Source organism: Acetobacter aceti NBRC 14818, assembly GCF_000193495.2.
GTDB lineage: Bacteria > Pseudomonadota > Alphaproteobacteria > Acetobacterales > Acetobacteraceae > Acetobacter > Acetobacter aceti.
Genome location: NZ_AP023410.1, coordinates 1,554,085 through 1,567,689 on the forward strand (window position 1 = coordinate 1,554,085; position 13,605 = coordinate 1,567,689).

General features: G+C 60.2%; 11 protein-coding genes and 1 pseudogene. All 12 read left to right on the plus strand.

Going from position 1 to position 13,605, the window contains the following annotated elements:
* Window positions 1–28: 28 nt before the first annotated feature.
* The 12 genes and pseudogenes from EMQ_RS07030 (at window position 29) to thrC (ending at window position 13,563) form a co-directional block, all read left to right on the plus strand.
* A complete protein-coding gene (locus EMQ_RS07030) occupies window positions 29–1,177 on the plus strand; it encodes an ATP phosphoribosyltransferase regulatory subunit (RefSeq protein WP_018308260.1) in 1,149 nt (382 codons plus the stop codon).
* A 66-nt stretch (window positions 1,178–1,243) separates the two neighbouring features.
* Window positions 1,244–2,533: an adenylosuccinate synthase gene (locus tag EMQ_RS07035; RefSeq protein WP_010668402.1), complete on the plus strand. Its 1,290-nt coding sequence runs from the start codon at window positions 1,244–1,246 to the stop codon at window positions 2,531–2,533.
* Between the two features lie 80 nt (window positions 2,534–2,613).
* The gene (locus EMQ_RS07040; RefSeq protein ID WP_018308259.1) at window positions 2,614–4,587 is read left to right on the plus strand and encodes a serine/threonine-protein kinase; all 1,974 of its coding nucleotides are present in this window, start codon (window positions 2,614–2,616) and stop codon (window positions 4,585–4,587) included.
* Window positions 4,584–5,039 carry a hypothetical protein gene (locus EMQ_RS07045; protein ID WP_010667925.1) on the plus strand — a complete coding sequence of 152 codons (456 nt, stop codon included), beginning with the start codon at window positions 4,584–4,586 and terminating at the stop codon, window positions 5,037–5,039. Before EMQ_RS07040 ends, EMQ_RS07045 begins: the two co-directional genes overlap by 4 nt.
* Window positions 5,040–5,286: 247 nt before the next feature.
* Window positions 5,287–5,988, plus strand: a pseudogene (locus EMQ_RS07050) (IS5 family transposase).
* A gap of 28 nt (window positions 5,989–6,016) precedes the next feature.
* Window positions 6,017–6,184: a hypothetical protein gene (locus tag EMQ_RS07055; protein WP_010667250.1), complete on the plus strand. Its 168-nt coding sequence runs from the start codon at window positions 6,017–6,019 to the stop codon at window positions 6,182–6,184.
* Between the two features lie 133 nt (window positions 6,185–6,317).
* Window positions 6,318–7,580, plus strand: coding sequence for a C4-dicarboxylate transporter DctA (locus tag EMQ_RS07060; protein ID WP_010667251.1), 1,263 nt, complete (start codon window positions 6,318–6,320; stop codon window positions 7,578–7,580).
* On the plus strand, window positions 7,581–8,624 hold the full coding sequence (locus tag EMQ_RS07065; protein WP_010667252.1) for an Ldh family oxidoreductase: 1,044 nt from the start codon (window positions 7,581–7,583) through the stop codon (window positions 8,622–8,624).
* 116 nt (window positions 8,625–8,740) lie between these two features.
* Window positions 8,741–9,559: an EAL domain-containing protein gene (locus EMQ_RS07070; RefSeq protein ID WP_010667253.1), complete on the plus strand. Its 819-nt coding sequence runs from the start codon at window positions 8,741–8,743 to the stop codon at window positions 9,557–9,559.
* A gap of 46 nt (window positions 9,560–9,605) precedes the next feature.
* Complete coding sequence (locus EMQ_RS07075) at window positions 9,606–10,904, plus strand: Hsp70 family protein (protein WP_010667254.1); 1,299 nt, start codon at window positions 9,606–9,608, stop codon at window positions 10,902–10,904.
* 51 nt (window positions 10,905–10,955) lie between these two features.
* The gene (locus EMQ_RS07080) at window positions 10,956–12,122 is read left to right on the plus strand and encodes an L-dopachrome tautomerase-related protein (protein WP_010667255.1); all 1,167 of its coding nucleotides are present in this window, start codon (window positions 10,956–10,958) and stop codon (window positions 12,120–12,122) included.
* Between the two features lie 40 nt (window positions 12,123–12,162).
* Complete coding sequence (gene thrC / locus EMQ_RS07085; RefSeq protein ID WP_010667256.1) at window positions 12,163–13,563, plus strand: threonine synthase; 1,401 nt, start codon at window positions 12,163–12,165, stop codon at window positions 13,561–13,563.
* Window positions 13,564–13,605: the final 42 nt, after the last annotated feature.

Consider the following 13,605-nt stretch of genomic DNA (forward strand, 5'->3'; position numbering starts at 1 on the left):
GGAACCGCCGTGGTGATATGAGCGCAGCATGACCTGCGATCAGCTCCCTTCTCCGGCTCTCCTGCCGCCGGGCTTCATCGACCTTCTCGCGGCGGATGCCCAGACGGAGGCCAATGGCACTCAGGCCCTTCTGTCCGTGTTTGCAAGCCACGGATATGAGCGGGTCGCACCGCCGTTGCTGGAGTTCGAGGACACGCTGCTTGGCGGGGCAGGGGCGGCGCTGGCCGATCAAGCTTTCCGCCTGATGGACCCCGATACACGCCGGATGATGGCGCTGCGTCCGGACATCACGCCGCAAATCGCCCGTATCGCGGCGACCCGTCTGCATGATGCGCCACGTCCTCTCCGTCTTTCCTATGCAGGGCAGGCTGTTTTGGTCGGCAACGGCACTGCAGGACAGAATGAACGTCAGATCGGACAGGCCGGAATCGAGCTGATCGGTCCCGACAGCGCGCAGGCCGACGCCGAGGTGGTGGCTATCGCTGCCGAGGCGCTGGCCCGTGTCGGCATTACCGATCTGTCCTTCGATCTCACCATGCCGCTTCTCGCGCCTTCGCTGATCGAGCAGGCTGGTCTACCCGCCGCCACAGTCACTGCGTTGATGCATGCGCTTGATCGCAAGGACGCCGCCGCCGTCGCCGAGCATGGTGGCCCGATTGCCGATGTCCTGATCCGGCTGCTCAATGCTGCTGGTGAGGCGGATCAGGCGCTCGCCGCCCTGCAGGAAGTTGATCTGCCTGAAAAAACACGCGCTTTCAGTGACCGCCTGAGAGACTCGACAGCCGCCATCCGCGCTCGCGTGCCGGGCTGTCAGGTGACGGTCGATCCGGTCGAATTCCGTGGTTGGAAATATCACACAGGCGTTTGCGTCTCGGTTTACGCACTAGGTTCGTCGGAAGAACTCGGACGCGGTGGCCGTTATCTGTGCAATGATGACGAGCCAGCCTGCGGCCTGACCCTGCGTCCCAACGCTGTTTTTCGTGTGGCGCCTCGCAGGGCACAGCCACAGCGCGTCTATCTGCCGTTCGGCACGGATGAAGCCGTTGGTCGTACGCTTCGTGACAAGGGGCATGTGACCGTTGCGGGTCTCGCTCCTGCCGGAAGTGAAGAAGAAGAGGCCCGTCGTCTCGCCTGTTCTTTCGTCAGCCGGGATGGCACGCTCGTTCCTGTCAACTGACAGTTCCTTTTCACGGGGGCTGTAGCCTCCTGCATACCTATCATTCACCATCGGAGAAGCTGCGTCATGTCGAATGTCACCGTGATCGGGACCCAGTGGGGCGACGAGGGCAAAGGCAAGATCGTTGACTGGCTGGCCAGCCGCGCCGACGTCGTCGTTCGCTTTCAGGGCGGACACAATGCAGGCCACACGCTGGTCGTCGGCGATCAGGTCTACAAGCTGTCCCTGCTGCCGTCCGGTCTGGTGCGCGGCAAGATCGGCATCATTGGTAATGGCGTGGTCGTCGATCCGCAGGCGCTGCTGTCGGAAATTGCCCGGGTCGTGGCGCAGGGCCTGCCTGTTTCTCCGAAGACCCTGAAAATCGCCGAAAACGTGCCGCTGATCCTGCCTGTGCATGGCGCTCTGGACCGCGCTCGTGAAGCGGCACGCGGTGACCGCAAGATCGGCACGACCGGTCGTGGTATCGGTCCGGCTTATGAGGACAAGGTCGCCCGTCGTGCCATTCGTCTGTGCGATCTCGCCGAGCCTGAAACGCTCGACTGGAAGCTCGACGAGCTGCTGCTGCACCATAACACCCTGCTCGCTGGTCTCGGAGCCGAGACCTTCGAGAAGGCCGATCTGCTGGCATTCCTGAATGACATCGCTCCCAAGGTTCTGCCTTACATGGCGCCTGTTGCGGACCTGCTGGAAGCCGAGCGCAAGAACGGCAGCAAGATCCTGTTCGAGGGCGCGCAGGCCGTCATGCTGGACGTGGATCACGGCACCTATCCGTTCGTGACCAGCTCCAACACGGTAGCGTCCAACGCAGGCACAGGTTCCGGCATGGGGCCGAACGCTGCTGGCTTCGTACTCGGTATCGCCAAGGCCTACACCACCCGTGTCGGCGAAGGGCCGTTCCCGAGCGAACTGTTTGACGAGACCGGTCGTGTGCTCGGTGAACGCGGCCATGAATTCGGAACGGTCACGGGGCGTCCGCGTCGCTGTGGCTGGTTCGACGCCGTGCTGGTGCGTCACGCAGCACAGGTCGGCGGCGTCAATGGTCTGGCTTTGACCAAACTGGACGTGCTCGACGGCCTGGATGAAATCCGGGTCTGCGTTGGCTACGATCTGGACGGCGAAACGATCAAACGCTTCCCCGCAGGTCCGGCCGCCCAGAGCCGCGTCAAGCCGGTTTACGAGACCCTTGAGGGTTGGAAAGAATCCACGAAGGGCGCTCGTAGCTGGGCCGATCTGCCAGCGCAGGCTGTCAAATATGTCCGCCGCATCGAGGAGCTGGTCGAAGCTCCTGTGACGCTGCTGTCCACCAGTCCGGAGCGTGACGACACCATCCTGGTGCGTGATCCGTTCGATTCCTGAGAGAATCACTCCCTTTTATAAGAGTCCGTTAAGAGCTGCCCGCTACCCTTTGCGTATTGTGAAATGCGTAAAGGGCGAGCATGGCCGGGACGGACGAATTCGGGCAGTCTGAGACAGGCGATAGTCGGAGCCTTACGATCGACGGTCGCTATGTCATTGATCTCGACCAGAAGCTCCCTGATTTCGTCAACTGCCCTGCCTATCATGTCAAGGATACGGTCTCCCCGACAGCCGAACTCCTTGCCCTGGCGCCAGCACCTCTCCTGCCACCGCACGCCGGCGCTGCCGTCATCGCCAAGATACGTGCGCCCAATTTGCTGCCGGTCAGGTCATTCAGCGATGCGACCGGTTCGCTCTGGATCCTGTGCGATGCGCCCTCCGGCAATCCGCTGAGTGACGGCGGCACCTGGACAGAAACCTCTGTTCTTGAACGCGTCATCGTGCCGATTGCGAGCATCCTGCACGCCTATAACGAGGCTGGCGTCACGCATCGCTCCATCCGTCCCGACAATGTGTTCGATTCAGGCGGCCGCAGCGCTGTATGCCTTGGCCCGGCCATCACAGCCCCACCAGCCTATTTCCAGCCGGACCGGTTTGAACCGCTGACATCAGCCCTGTGTGAGCCCGCCGGGCGTGGCAGTGGCAGCATAGTGGACGATATTTTTGCTCTTGGAGCCCTTGCCGCATGGCTGCTGGGCGGCTGTACGCCCTATCGGGATGACGTGCCGGGCGCCCTGCTGGAAGAACGTTTTCAGAAGGGCAGTTTTGCCGTACTGGCCGGGCACCTGCCGCTTTCTCTGGATGTGGCTCCTCTGCTCGCGGCCATGCTGTCGGATGACCCGGCTGCCAGACCATCGCCCAGAGATCTGCTGCATGCGGCAGACCACAAGGGATATGTTGTACGGCGTAGCGCTGTTGCCACGGCTCCGATCATGCTGGCAACCGTCCGGATCAAGACAGCCCGGGCGCTCGCATGGTACGCTGCACGGTACAGGAAGGAATTCGCCAGTCTTCTGGTCAGGGGGATTATCGAGCGATGGATGTCCTACGAGCTGGGGATGCCTCAGGCGGCGGCCAGGCTGGCTCTACTGTCCCGGGACGCTTCTCTGGCTGAAGACGGTACACTCGCTTCTTCCGCGACACTTATGGAAATCATCTCCGTTATCGATCCGGCCATGCCTTTATGCTGGGGTGACATATGGTTCTGGCCGGATGCTATCGGTCAACTGCTGACAACCGCGCTGGCAGGGAAAAGTACGACTTCCATTGATCCCTCAATGGCTGTTTTCGAACTGATCCGTACCGGTCGTCTGGAGAAGTTTGCGCTCGTCACAACTGTGCCCGCACAGGCCGCGGCCTGCGCTGTGGTCCAGAAGGCAGCCGGACAGGTTTCCATCGAAACCCTGTCAGACATCGATAGACTGCCTTACGTCCTCAACCCTTATCTCCCCTGCCTGTCGCCCCGCTGCCAGAACGATCGTCTGACGGCGACATGGGCCCTTTTGCAATGGCTTAATGCCGGAGAGGACACGGAGGTCCCCGGGGCGACTGCATTACTTGACAGGCAGATGACCATATTCATGGTAGTTGCCGCTTTGAGAAGCCGTCTTGTAGAAACATTCAGCGATCTGACTATATCGAAGAACAGCTGGTCTCTGGATCTAGCGCTTCTGGCAAAGGTCCAGCATCTTTACATGACCGGTCCGCTGAAAGGGATCGGTCGCAAGTTGTTGCCTCATCTGACACCAGACCTGAAGCGGTGGCGTAGTCGCAGCACCAGAACATCCCGCGGAGAGCAGCTTGCTGTTGCTGCTGGTGAAGGCGATCTGGGCCTCATGCAGAAAATTCTAGCTGATCCGCAGGCCCTGCGACGTGATCAGGCTGCCTATAACGCTGCGCGCAAGCTGGAGAGTAAGCTCAAAGCAGAGAGCGAGCGTCTCGAACATCAGGATACAGACGTGCCCTTGTCCATGAGAAACGAAATGATTCGTCTGGCTACGGCCGTTGGTGTCGTGTGCGCCATAGGCTCTCTTTGTGCGGAGATTGTGTTGTGACGGCCTCTGTAGCCAAGGGACAGCGTGGCTCCCTGACGAAATGGGTCAATGGTCTAGCCTGCGGTGCCGCTCTGGCATGGCTTCCCGGATATTCCCTGCTGATCGGGGTCCTGTTGATCCCGTTGATTGCTGTCTGCCTTCTGGACAGCAATCGGGGAGAGGTGATGGCCAGAATGATGATGCCTTACGCCTTTGCTGCTCTCGTGCATCCGTTTCATATGTTGTGGAACGCGGACGGATCGATGGACGCCGCCGTCATGCTGCTGATGAATCCCATGACCAGTGTTGTCGGCTGGTGTGCAGCTGGAGGCGGCTGGTTTGTGTTTGAAGTGGCCATTCTGGGGGTGAAACTTACCCGTCAGTTTCAGGTTCGTCAGCGTAAGGCCACCATCGCGAAAGATCTGGCGACGCTGGCGGAAGAATGGGATGAACAAGTGGCTGAGAGGCCGTAAACTGTATCATCAGGATCGTAGGTCGGTGAAATCATCGCATGCACCCGGCAAGCTGTCTCTGTGCAATCATTTCAGCTGGTAACGCGGTCATCCAACTCGGTTGCAATAAGACTATACTCTGTGGTTCAGAGAGTAATTCCAGACCCAGACCCTGTTAATTCATTGAGCTGAGCATGTTGTTGTGATTCACAGGCTTACCGCTGGGGAGAAGTCTGCGAGTGACGTGTTTTTGCTTTCTGAGTGCCAGATGGATCTGATCAGGCCGTATTTTCCTCTGGCTCACGGGGTTCCACGTGTGGATGACTGTTGTGTTCTGAGCAGGATTGTTTACGTCATCCGTCACGGCCTTCAGTGGAAAGACGCACCGAAAGCCTCTGGTCCGCAAAAGACTTTATGCAACCGCTTCATCTCTTCGTCGCGCTGACGGAACAGTCAGGACAGTCGAAGAGCCTGATGATTGATGCGACACACCTCAAAGCGCACAGAACGGTAGCGTCTTTGCTCAAAAAGAGGCTTTTCCCCGCCATATCGGACGAACCAAAGACGGACTGAACTCAAAGCTCATGCTGTATGTGACGGTGAGGACCGGCCTGTCCGGCTTCATCTGACTACGGGTCAGGTCAGTGATTTCAAAGAGGCTGATGTTCTGCTGGAGAAGCTTCCCAATGAAACAGAAGAAGTTCTCGGAGACAAGGGATACGACAGTAACCGGATCAGGCAATTACTCGCAGGACGGAATATCACGGCCTGTATCCCGTCGAAGAAGAACTGGAAATCAAGGCCGCCTTACAACTGGCATCTGTATAAAAAGCGCCACCTCATCGAAAACATGTTCGCAAAGCTCAAGGACTGGCAACGGGGGCAACCCGATACGATCGGAGCGCTCATTACCTTCATGTCCACTATCCAAATCGCAGCAACCGTCTTCTGGCTAAAGAAAAGAGGTTGAGCCTACGGAGTTCTGGGTGGCTATGTGAATGCTCCTGACTTTCGCGGCACCCAAGCAGCACTGGTCCGTCACCGTTTGCGGCCAGAACCTTGTGGATCGCCGCTATTGGCTCTCGGGCGGAACACAGGCAACATTCTATGAGGTGATTCCGGGGCTTCCGCGCTTTGTCGGCGCTAAAATCAACGTCAGTTACTAAAGGCCATGCGGATACGGCAACTTTTGACATGCGTCGTTTCCGCAATGACCCTACTCATCGAACATACGGAAAGGCGGCCATGACGATATCCGAGACCGTTGCGTCGATGCCCGCACAGGGCAGGTCGAGGCGCATGCCGGGCATTTTCATTCAGGTGGTCGTCGCGACCTGTCTTGGCGTGCTGACAGGTCTTTTCCTGCCCCAGCTTGCCGGACAGTGCCGCTGGCTCGCCGATCTGTTTCTGCGCCTGATCCTCATGGCGGTCGGTCCGCTGCTGTTCTGCATTGTCGTCACCGGAATTACCGGCGCGGGCTCTCTCAGCGCCGTCGGCAGGCTTGGTTTGCGGGCCCTGATCTATTTCGAAGCCATGACGACCCTTGTGCTGCTTCTCTCGGTCGGGGCCGCTCTCCTGATCGAACCGGGGCGTGGTCTGCTTTTTGCTCCGACACCTGAAGACGCGCATCTGATCTCTTCCTATGCTGGCAATGCCCATCTTCTGCATGGACAGGGCGTGACCGGCTTTATCCTGAGCGTCATTCCGCGTTCTCCCGCCGCAGCCTTCGCGGAAGGCAATATTCTTCAGATCCTTTTCTTTGCGATCCTGATCGGCTGCTGTCTCTCGCATGTCGGAGAGGCCGGCGCGCCGGTGACACGGCTGATCGAAAGCCTGTCGGTCGTCTTTTCCCGCATGATGCGGCTCATTATCGCCACCGCACCGCTCGGTGTCTTCGGAGCCGTCTCCGCAACGATTGCCCGTTACGGTTTGGACGCAATCACGCATCTCGCCTCATTCGTTGTGCTGTACTTCATCGCCATCGCCGTCTTCATCGTGGTGATCCTTGGCGGCTGTCTGTTTCTCTGCGGGGTCAATCCTCTCCGCTTCGCACGCTATTTCCGGGAAGAACTGCTGATCGTAACGGCGACGACCAGTTCCGATTCAGTGCTGCCGGGGATCATGGCCAAGCTGGAAGCCATGGGCGTGTCCCGACAGGTCGTCGGGCTGGTCGTGTCCGCGGGCTACTCCCTCAACCTCGACGCCCTGTCCATCTATCTCGGTCTTGCGGTTGTTTTTCTTGCCAACGTAACGGGGACACATCTCACCGCAATGCAGATGCTGTCGATGCTTGCCACAGCGCTCATCACGTCCAAGGGCGCTCATGGCGTGCCGGGCATCGCCATCGTGGTGCTGGCCGCAACATTGGCCGCGGCCCCGTCCATCCCGGTTTCCAGTCTCGTCCTGCTGCTGGCGATCGACTGGTTTATCGGCATCGCCCGCGCCGTCGGCAATCTGGCGGGAAACTGCGTGGCGCCCGTCGTCATTGCAGCATGGAATGGCTCCCTTGATCGTGAGCAGGTCCGTGTCGCTCTCGCTCCTTCATCGAAAGCAGGTCTCTGAGTGACTAACGAAACACGCGTTCGGTATTATCCCGAAGAAATGCTCAAACACCGTGTGCAGACGCTGCTTGTTGAGACTGGCGCACGGGCTTCCGACGCTGCCGAGACGGCGCGGGCGCTGCTGCATGCCTCGAGGATCGGCGTGGACAGTCATGGGGTCCGGCTGGCGGCCTATTATGCCTCACTGTTGCGGTCAGGCGGCCTCAACGCAGCGCCGTCTCCACTCTACACACGGACGGCTTTCGCGACAGGACGGCTGGATGCCGACAGTGGCCTTGCTCATCCCGCCTGTTACCGCGCCATGTCCGAGGCCATGATACTGGCACGGGAAGCCGGTATCGGCGCTGTCGGCGTTCACCGTTCCACACATTTCGGGGCGGCAGGCGCCTACGCGGTCGAAGCGGCGCGACAGGGCATGATCGGTCTGGTTGTGAGCAACTCGGATTCGGCTGTCTCCCTGTTCTCGGGCGTCGCCCCGTTTCATGGCACCAACCCGATTGCCGCAGCCGCTCCGGTGCGTGATTCCGAACCCTGGCTGCTCGACATGGCGACCTCGTCCATTCCGTTCAACCGCGTGAAACTTTACGAGGCTCTCGGCATTGATCTGCCCGCAGACGTTGCGCTGGATGAGCATGGCCAGCCGACGCGGAACCCACGGCACGCCTCTTTCCTCCAGCCGCTCGGCGGAGAAACGTTCGGCTTCAAGGGGGCGGCTCTGGCCAGTCTCGTCACCATTCTTGCAGCCGTAATGACGGGAGCCGACACGGACCCTGTGATGGTCGGCACAGACGCCGCGCAAACGGCAGAAGCACGCCAGAATGTCGGTCACTTTGTCATCGCCATCGACCCGGAACGCTTTATCGGACGAGCCAGCTATGATGCGGCGATGACGCGATACCTGAACCTGCTGCGTGCGGGGCCATCCATCGATTCCGGGCATCCTGTTCTGGCGCCGGGCGATCGGGAGTGGCAGGAGTCCCGACGTCGTCAGGAGACCGGCATTCCGGTCGATCCGGAAACCCGGACAAGTCTTGGTTTGCCCTGAATTTTCTGACAGCCGGATTTCTTCTCCGGCTTTTTTGTCAGGATCGCCATAATTTACCAGAAAATTACCTGCTGTTTGTAACTTCTCCTGTGATCCGCCTTACCGGGAGAGCTTTTTTGCCTGTTATACCTGTTTCTGGTCCCCCGGAGACCACCCACCGCACCACGTCGCATCTGACAGGCACGCACACGAGACAAAAGACCGAGGCCAGCTTCAGTATCTTACCCCGTTTCTCTCTCTCGACATTAGCGGTTGCAGGCGGCGATCTCTGTCCTCCTCCGACCTTTTCGACTGGACGCACGACACTCCGACGCCGCCACAAGGAGCCCGTCTGGCTGCCGCTCATATCGGAAGGATGCAGGATAGCGGCTAAATTTCCGCCAGATTGCCGTCTGGCCCTGCCTGTCGAGGCTGCCGACACGTTCCCGGATGATCTGCTGACCCATCTGGCCAGCCTCCTTTCCGACAATCAGCTAGAAACCTCGAGGCTGGATTTTGAATTTACGGAAACGAGCCTCGCCATTGATAACGAGATTCTGATTTATTCACTCGCCGCGCTGCGGGATGCCGGGGCCGGACTTGTGCTTTCTGGTTTTGGAACGGGTCTGACCAGCCTGTCCCTTCTGCGGGACAGAAGCTTTTCCGGGCTGCTGACGGCCGTAAAGCTGGACCGGCATCTGTTCTGTCATGATGACCCGGCGCACCTTCAGGCAGGCCAGAGCATTGCCCGCGCTGTGGTGCAGTTGGGTAGCGATTTTGGCCTGAACACACGCGCCGAAGGCGTGGACACGCCTGAGACACTTCATTTCCTGCAGAGCATCGGCTGTCAGGAAGGGCGGGGAAACTGTCTTGGAAAACCGCAGTCTCTGACGGACTTTCTGAAAGACCTCAAGCCAGCCCGGTCAGGTGTGAAGAAAAGAAAACGCACATCGTGACAGTCAGGCGTGGACAGGAGGAGTCGCAGCTTTTAAGTCCCCGCTCATGAAAAACGGCTCCTCCTCTCCTTCTGTCCGGCTGGGCATCGATTTCGGCACAACGAACAGCGTCATCGTTCTACGAGACGAGGACGGCGACACGCGTACCGTGCGCTTTCCAACGCCGGGAGGAAACACGGCGGATACATGCCGCACGCTTCTGGCGCTGTGGCAGGAACTGACGGGCGGACGACGTCTGACCGAACGCGCCGTGGGAGAAGAGGCCGTTGAGGCGTATCTCGACGATCCGACCGAAACGCGGCTCATCATGTCGATGAAGTCCTATCTGGCGCAGGCCAGCTTCCGGGAGACCCAGCTTTTCGGTCAGCGGGTTCCGCTGGAAACGCTGGTCGCCTCCTTCCTGCAGGAACTGATGAAGCTGGCGAAACTGGCACCGCAGGATTGCGCCGTGACAGTCGGACGGCCGGTGCGTTTTGTCGGTGACAATGCCGATGACGATCTCGGCGAAGCCCGACTGCGCGCCAGTCTTGCCGAAGCCGGTTTCCCCGAGATTTCCATCATGCTCGAACCGGAAGCCGCCGGATGGAAGTTCGCCCATCGCCTCAATCATCCGGCGACAGTGCTGGTGGGAGACTTCGGCGGCGGCACGAGCGACTTCTCGGTTCTGCGGTTCGAGCCGGGAACGGCCCAGCCCACACAGGCGCTGGGTTATGCAGGCGTGGGGCTGGCCGGGGATCAGTTCGACACACGGATCATCGACCATGTGGTCGCACCGTTTCTGGGTCGCGACTGCACCTTCCGCATCATGGGCGGTGAGCCGCTTCCCGTGCCGATCGAGTGGTACACTTCCCTTGCCCGCTGGCATCGTCTCTCACTGATGCGGACTCCGCGCATTCTGAACGAGATTGCCGAAGTCGCTCGTACGGCCTCCCAGCCTGAACGACTGATGAACTTGGTCGAACTGATCCGCGAGCAGAACGGGCAGCTTCTTTATAATGCCGTCTCCGCCGCGAAGCGGACCCTGTCTTCCGAAGACAGCGCCGTGCTGCGCTTCTCGCAAAAGGGTCTCACAATCGAGGAGACAATCCAGCGCGCTGATTTCGAACGCTGGATCGCGCCCGATCTGGCACAGTTCGGAGACGCCATTGACCTTGCCATTGAGCGCTCGAACCTGACGCCGGATCAGATCGACCGTGTGTTCCTCACCGGCGGCACCTCGTTTGTGCCAGCCGTGCGGGAGCTGTTCATCCAGCGGTTTGGCGCGGACAAGGTTGAACTGGGTGGCGAATTCGTCTCCGTGGCGGAGGGGCTGGCGCTGGCCAACCCTCTCGCTCTGGCGGCCTGACAGAAATATCTTGCGCGTCTGGATCGCACCCCGAGGTGTTGTCAGAGGGATATGAACGGGGTGAAACTCTCGCTTATGAAACGGCTGCTTCTCGTCACCTGTCTGTCCCTGCCACTTGCGCTGGCGACATTCTCCCCGTCCGCGCTGGCGGTTCCCATGCCGGAAAAGCCGGAAGCGACGGCGGCTGATCTGACACCCGCCGTGACGTCGTCCTCCCAGATCTGGGAGTCCGTGATTGCTCTCCCCGATGGCAGGCTGGTGCTGGAAGCGCCGCGCTGGCTGGGTAATCCGAACCCGCAACTCAGCATCGCAACAGTCGGTGGCATGCCCGCGCCCTACCCTGATGCGGACTGGAATGCGACGGAAGGGGATCCGGCCAAACGGTTCGTGGCGCTGACCAGCATGACGCGGGCAGCTGATGGCACACTCTGGCTTGTCGATAGCGGCGTTCCGGATCGGGAGGCCAAGCCGGAAGCGCCTGCCAAGCTGATTCAGATCGATCCCGCCACAGGTCAGGTCAAACGCTCTTTCCCCGTTTCAGCCGATGCGCTGCGAGACGGCAGCATCTTGGCAGGCATCGCCGTGCATGAGCAGACGGCCTATGTCGCGGATTCGGGTGTGCCGGGGATTCTGGTCATCGACCTTGAGAGTGGTGTCGCCCGACGTTTTCTCGATCACGTCGAAGGGCTGACCGCCAAGCGTCCGATCGTCACCCCCTCGGGCGAGGTCAAGGCACGGGATGGGCGACCACTGGCCATTGACGCCACCCTTGTCGCCATCAGCCCGGATGGTCAGTGGCTGTATGTGCAGTCCTATTGTGGCCCGCTTTATCGCATCGCCACGCGCCTGTTCGACGATCCGGATTCGACGAACACCGCCTTACAGGAAAGCGCCACGCTCTGGTATAAAACCCGTGCGCTGGGCGGACTTACGGTCGGTCCGGATGGCACGCTGTACTGGTCGGACGTCACCACGGGCAGCATCGACAGCTACACGCCGGGACGGATTCCGCATCACCTGATCACCGATCCCCGTCTGAAATGGCCGGGCGGTTTGTCCCTGTCCACGACCCCGTCTGGCAACACGCTTTTCGTGCCAGCCGCGCAACTCGATCAGGCCGCACGCTTTCAGAATGGACAGACGACGGTGCAGTGGCCTGTGACCGTTTACAGCTTCCATGTTCCCGAAGACGCGACTTCTGACGTTCTTCGCAAATAGTCCCCTCCCCGCTTCGCTCCAGACCGGTTATAGAAAGCGCATGAAATACGTCTCCACCCGTGGCAAGGCCCCGGTCCACTCCTTCTCCGATATCCTGCTAGCCGGGCTCGCCGAGGATGGCGGGCTTTACATGCCGGAATCATGGCCCCAGTTTTCCGCCGATGAGTGGCGCGCCATGCGGGCGCTCCCGTATCCTGAGCTGGCCGCGAAAATCATTGCGCCCTTCACCGCCGGGTCGATTGATCACGACACACTGCTGGGTTTCTGCAAGGACGCCTATTCGCAGTTCGATCACGCCGCCATCGTGCCGCTGACCCAGATCGAGGACGGCCTGTATGTGCAGGAACTGTTCCACGGTCCGACGCTGGCCTTCAAGGACATGGCGCTTCAGCTTCTCGGACGCCTGTTCGACCATGTTCTGACCGAGCGCGACGAGCGCGTCACCATTGTCGGCGCGACCTCCGGCGACACCGGCTCCGCTGCGATCGAGGCCTGCCGTGGCCGTGACCGTCTGACGGTTGTGATCCTGCATCCGGAAGGCCGCACCTCCGACGTGCAGCGCCGCCAGATGACGACGGTGCTGGACAGCAACATCACCAACCTCGCCCTCAAGGGCACGTTCGATGACTGTCAGGACATGGTGAAGGCGATGTTCGCCGATGCGCCGTTCCGTCAGGACATGAAGCTGTCTGCGGTCAACTCGATCAACTGGGCGCGTATCGCGGCGCAGATCCCCTACTATGTCTATTCCGCTCTCGCGCTTGGCGCACCGGATCGGGAGGTCTCGTTTGCCGTTCCCACAGGCAACTTCGGCAACGTGCTGGCGGCGTGGGTAGCGAAGCAGATGGGGCTCCCCATAAAGCATCTCTGCGTTGGCTCGAACCGCAACGATATCCTGACCCGCTTCCTCAACAGCAATGACATGTCGGCGCGTCAGGTTGTGCCCAGCCTGTCGCCGTCGATGGACATTCAGGTGTCGTCGAACTTCGAGCGCCTTCTGTTCGAGTTCCTTGGCCGTGACGCCGAAGCCTGCGCCAGACTGATGACCGGTTTCCGCTCGACCGGAAAGATGGATGTGCCGGAGAAGGTGTGGGAGTCGATTCACACGCTTTTCTCGGGTCTCGCCCTTGATGATGAAGAGACGGAAGCCCAGATTCGTTCCGTGCATCAGAACAGCCAGTATCTTGCTGACCCCCACACCGTCATCGGCATCACTGCCGGACGCAAGTTCCGTGAACCTGGTGTCCCGATGGTGGCCATGGCGACCGCACATCCGGCGAAGTTCCCGGATGCGATGCGGGCCGCCACAGGCATTACACCGGCGCTGCCTCCCGCACTTGCCGATCTGTTCGACCGCGAGGAGCGTTTCCGCGTGGTGGACAACGCCCTTGGAACCGTTGAAGACGCCGTAAGGTCAGCCGTGCTGTCCAACAGCCACTGATTTCCATCTCAGGAGTGGCGACTTCCCGCCACTCCCCTTTCA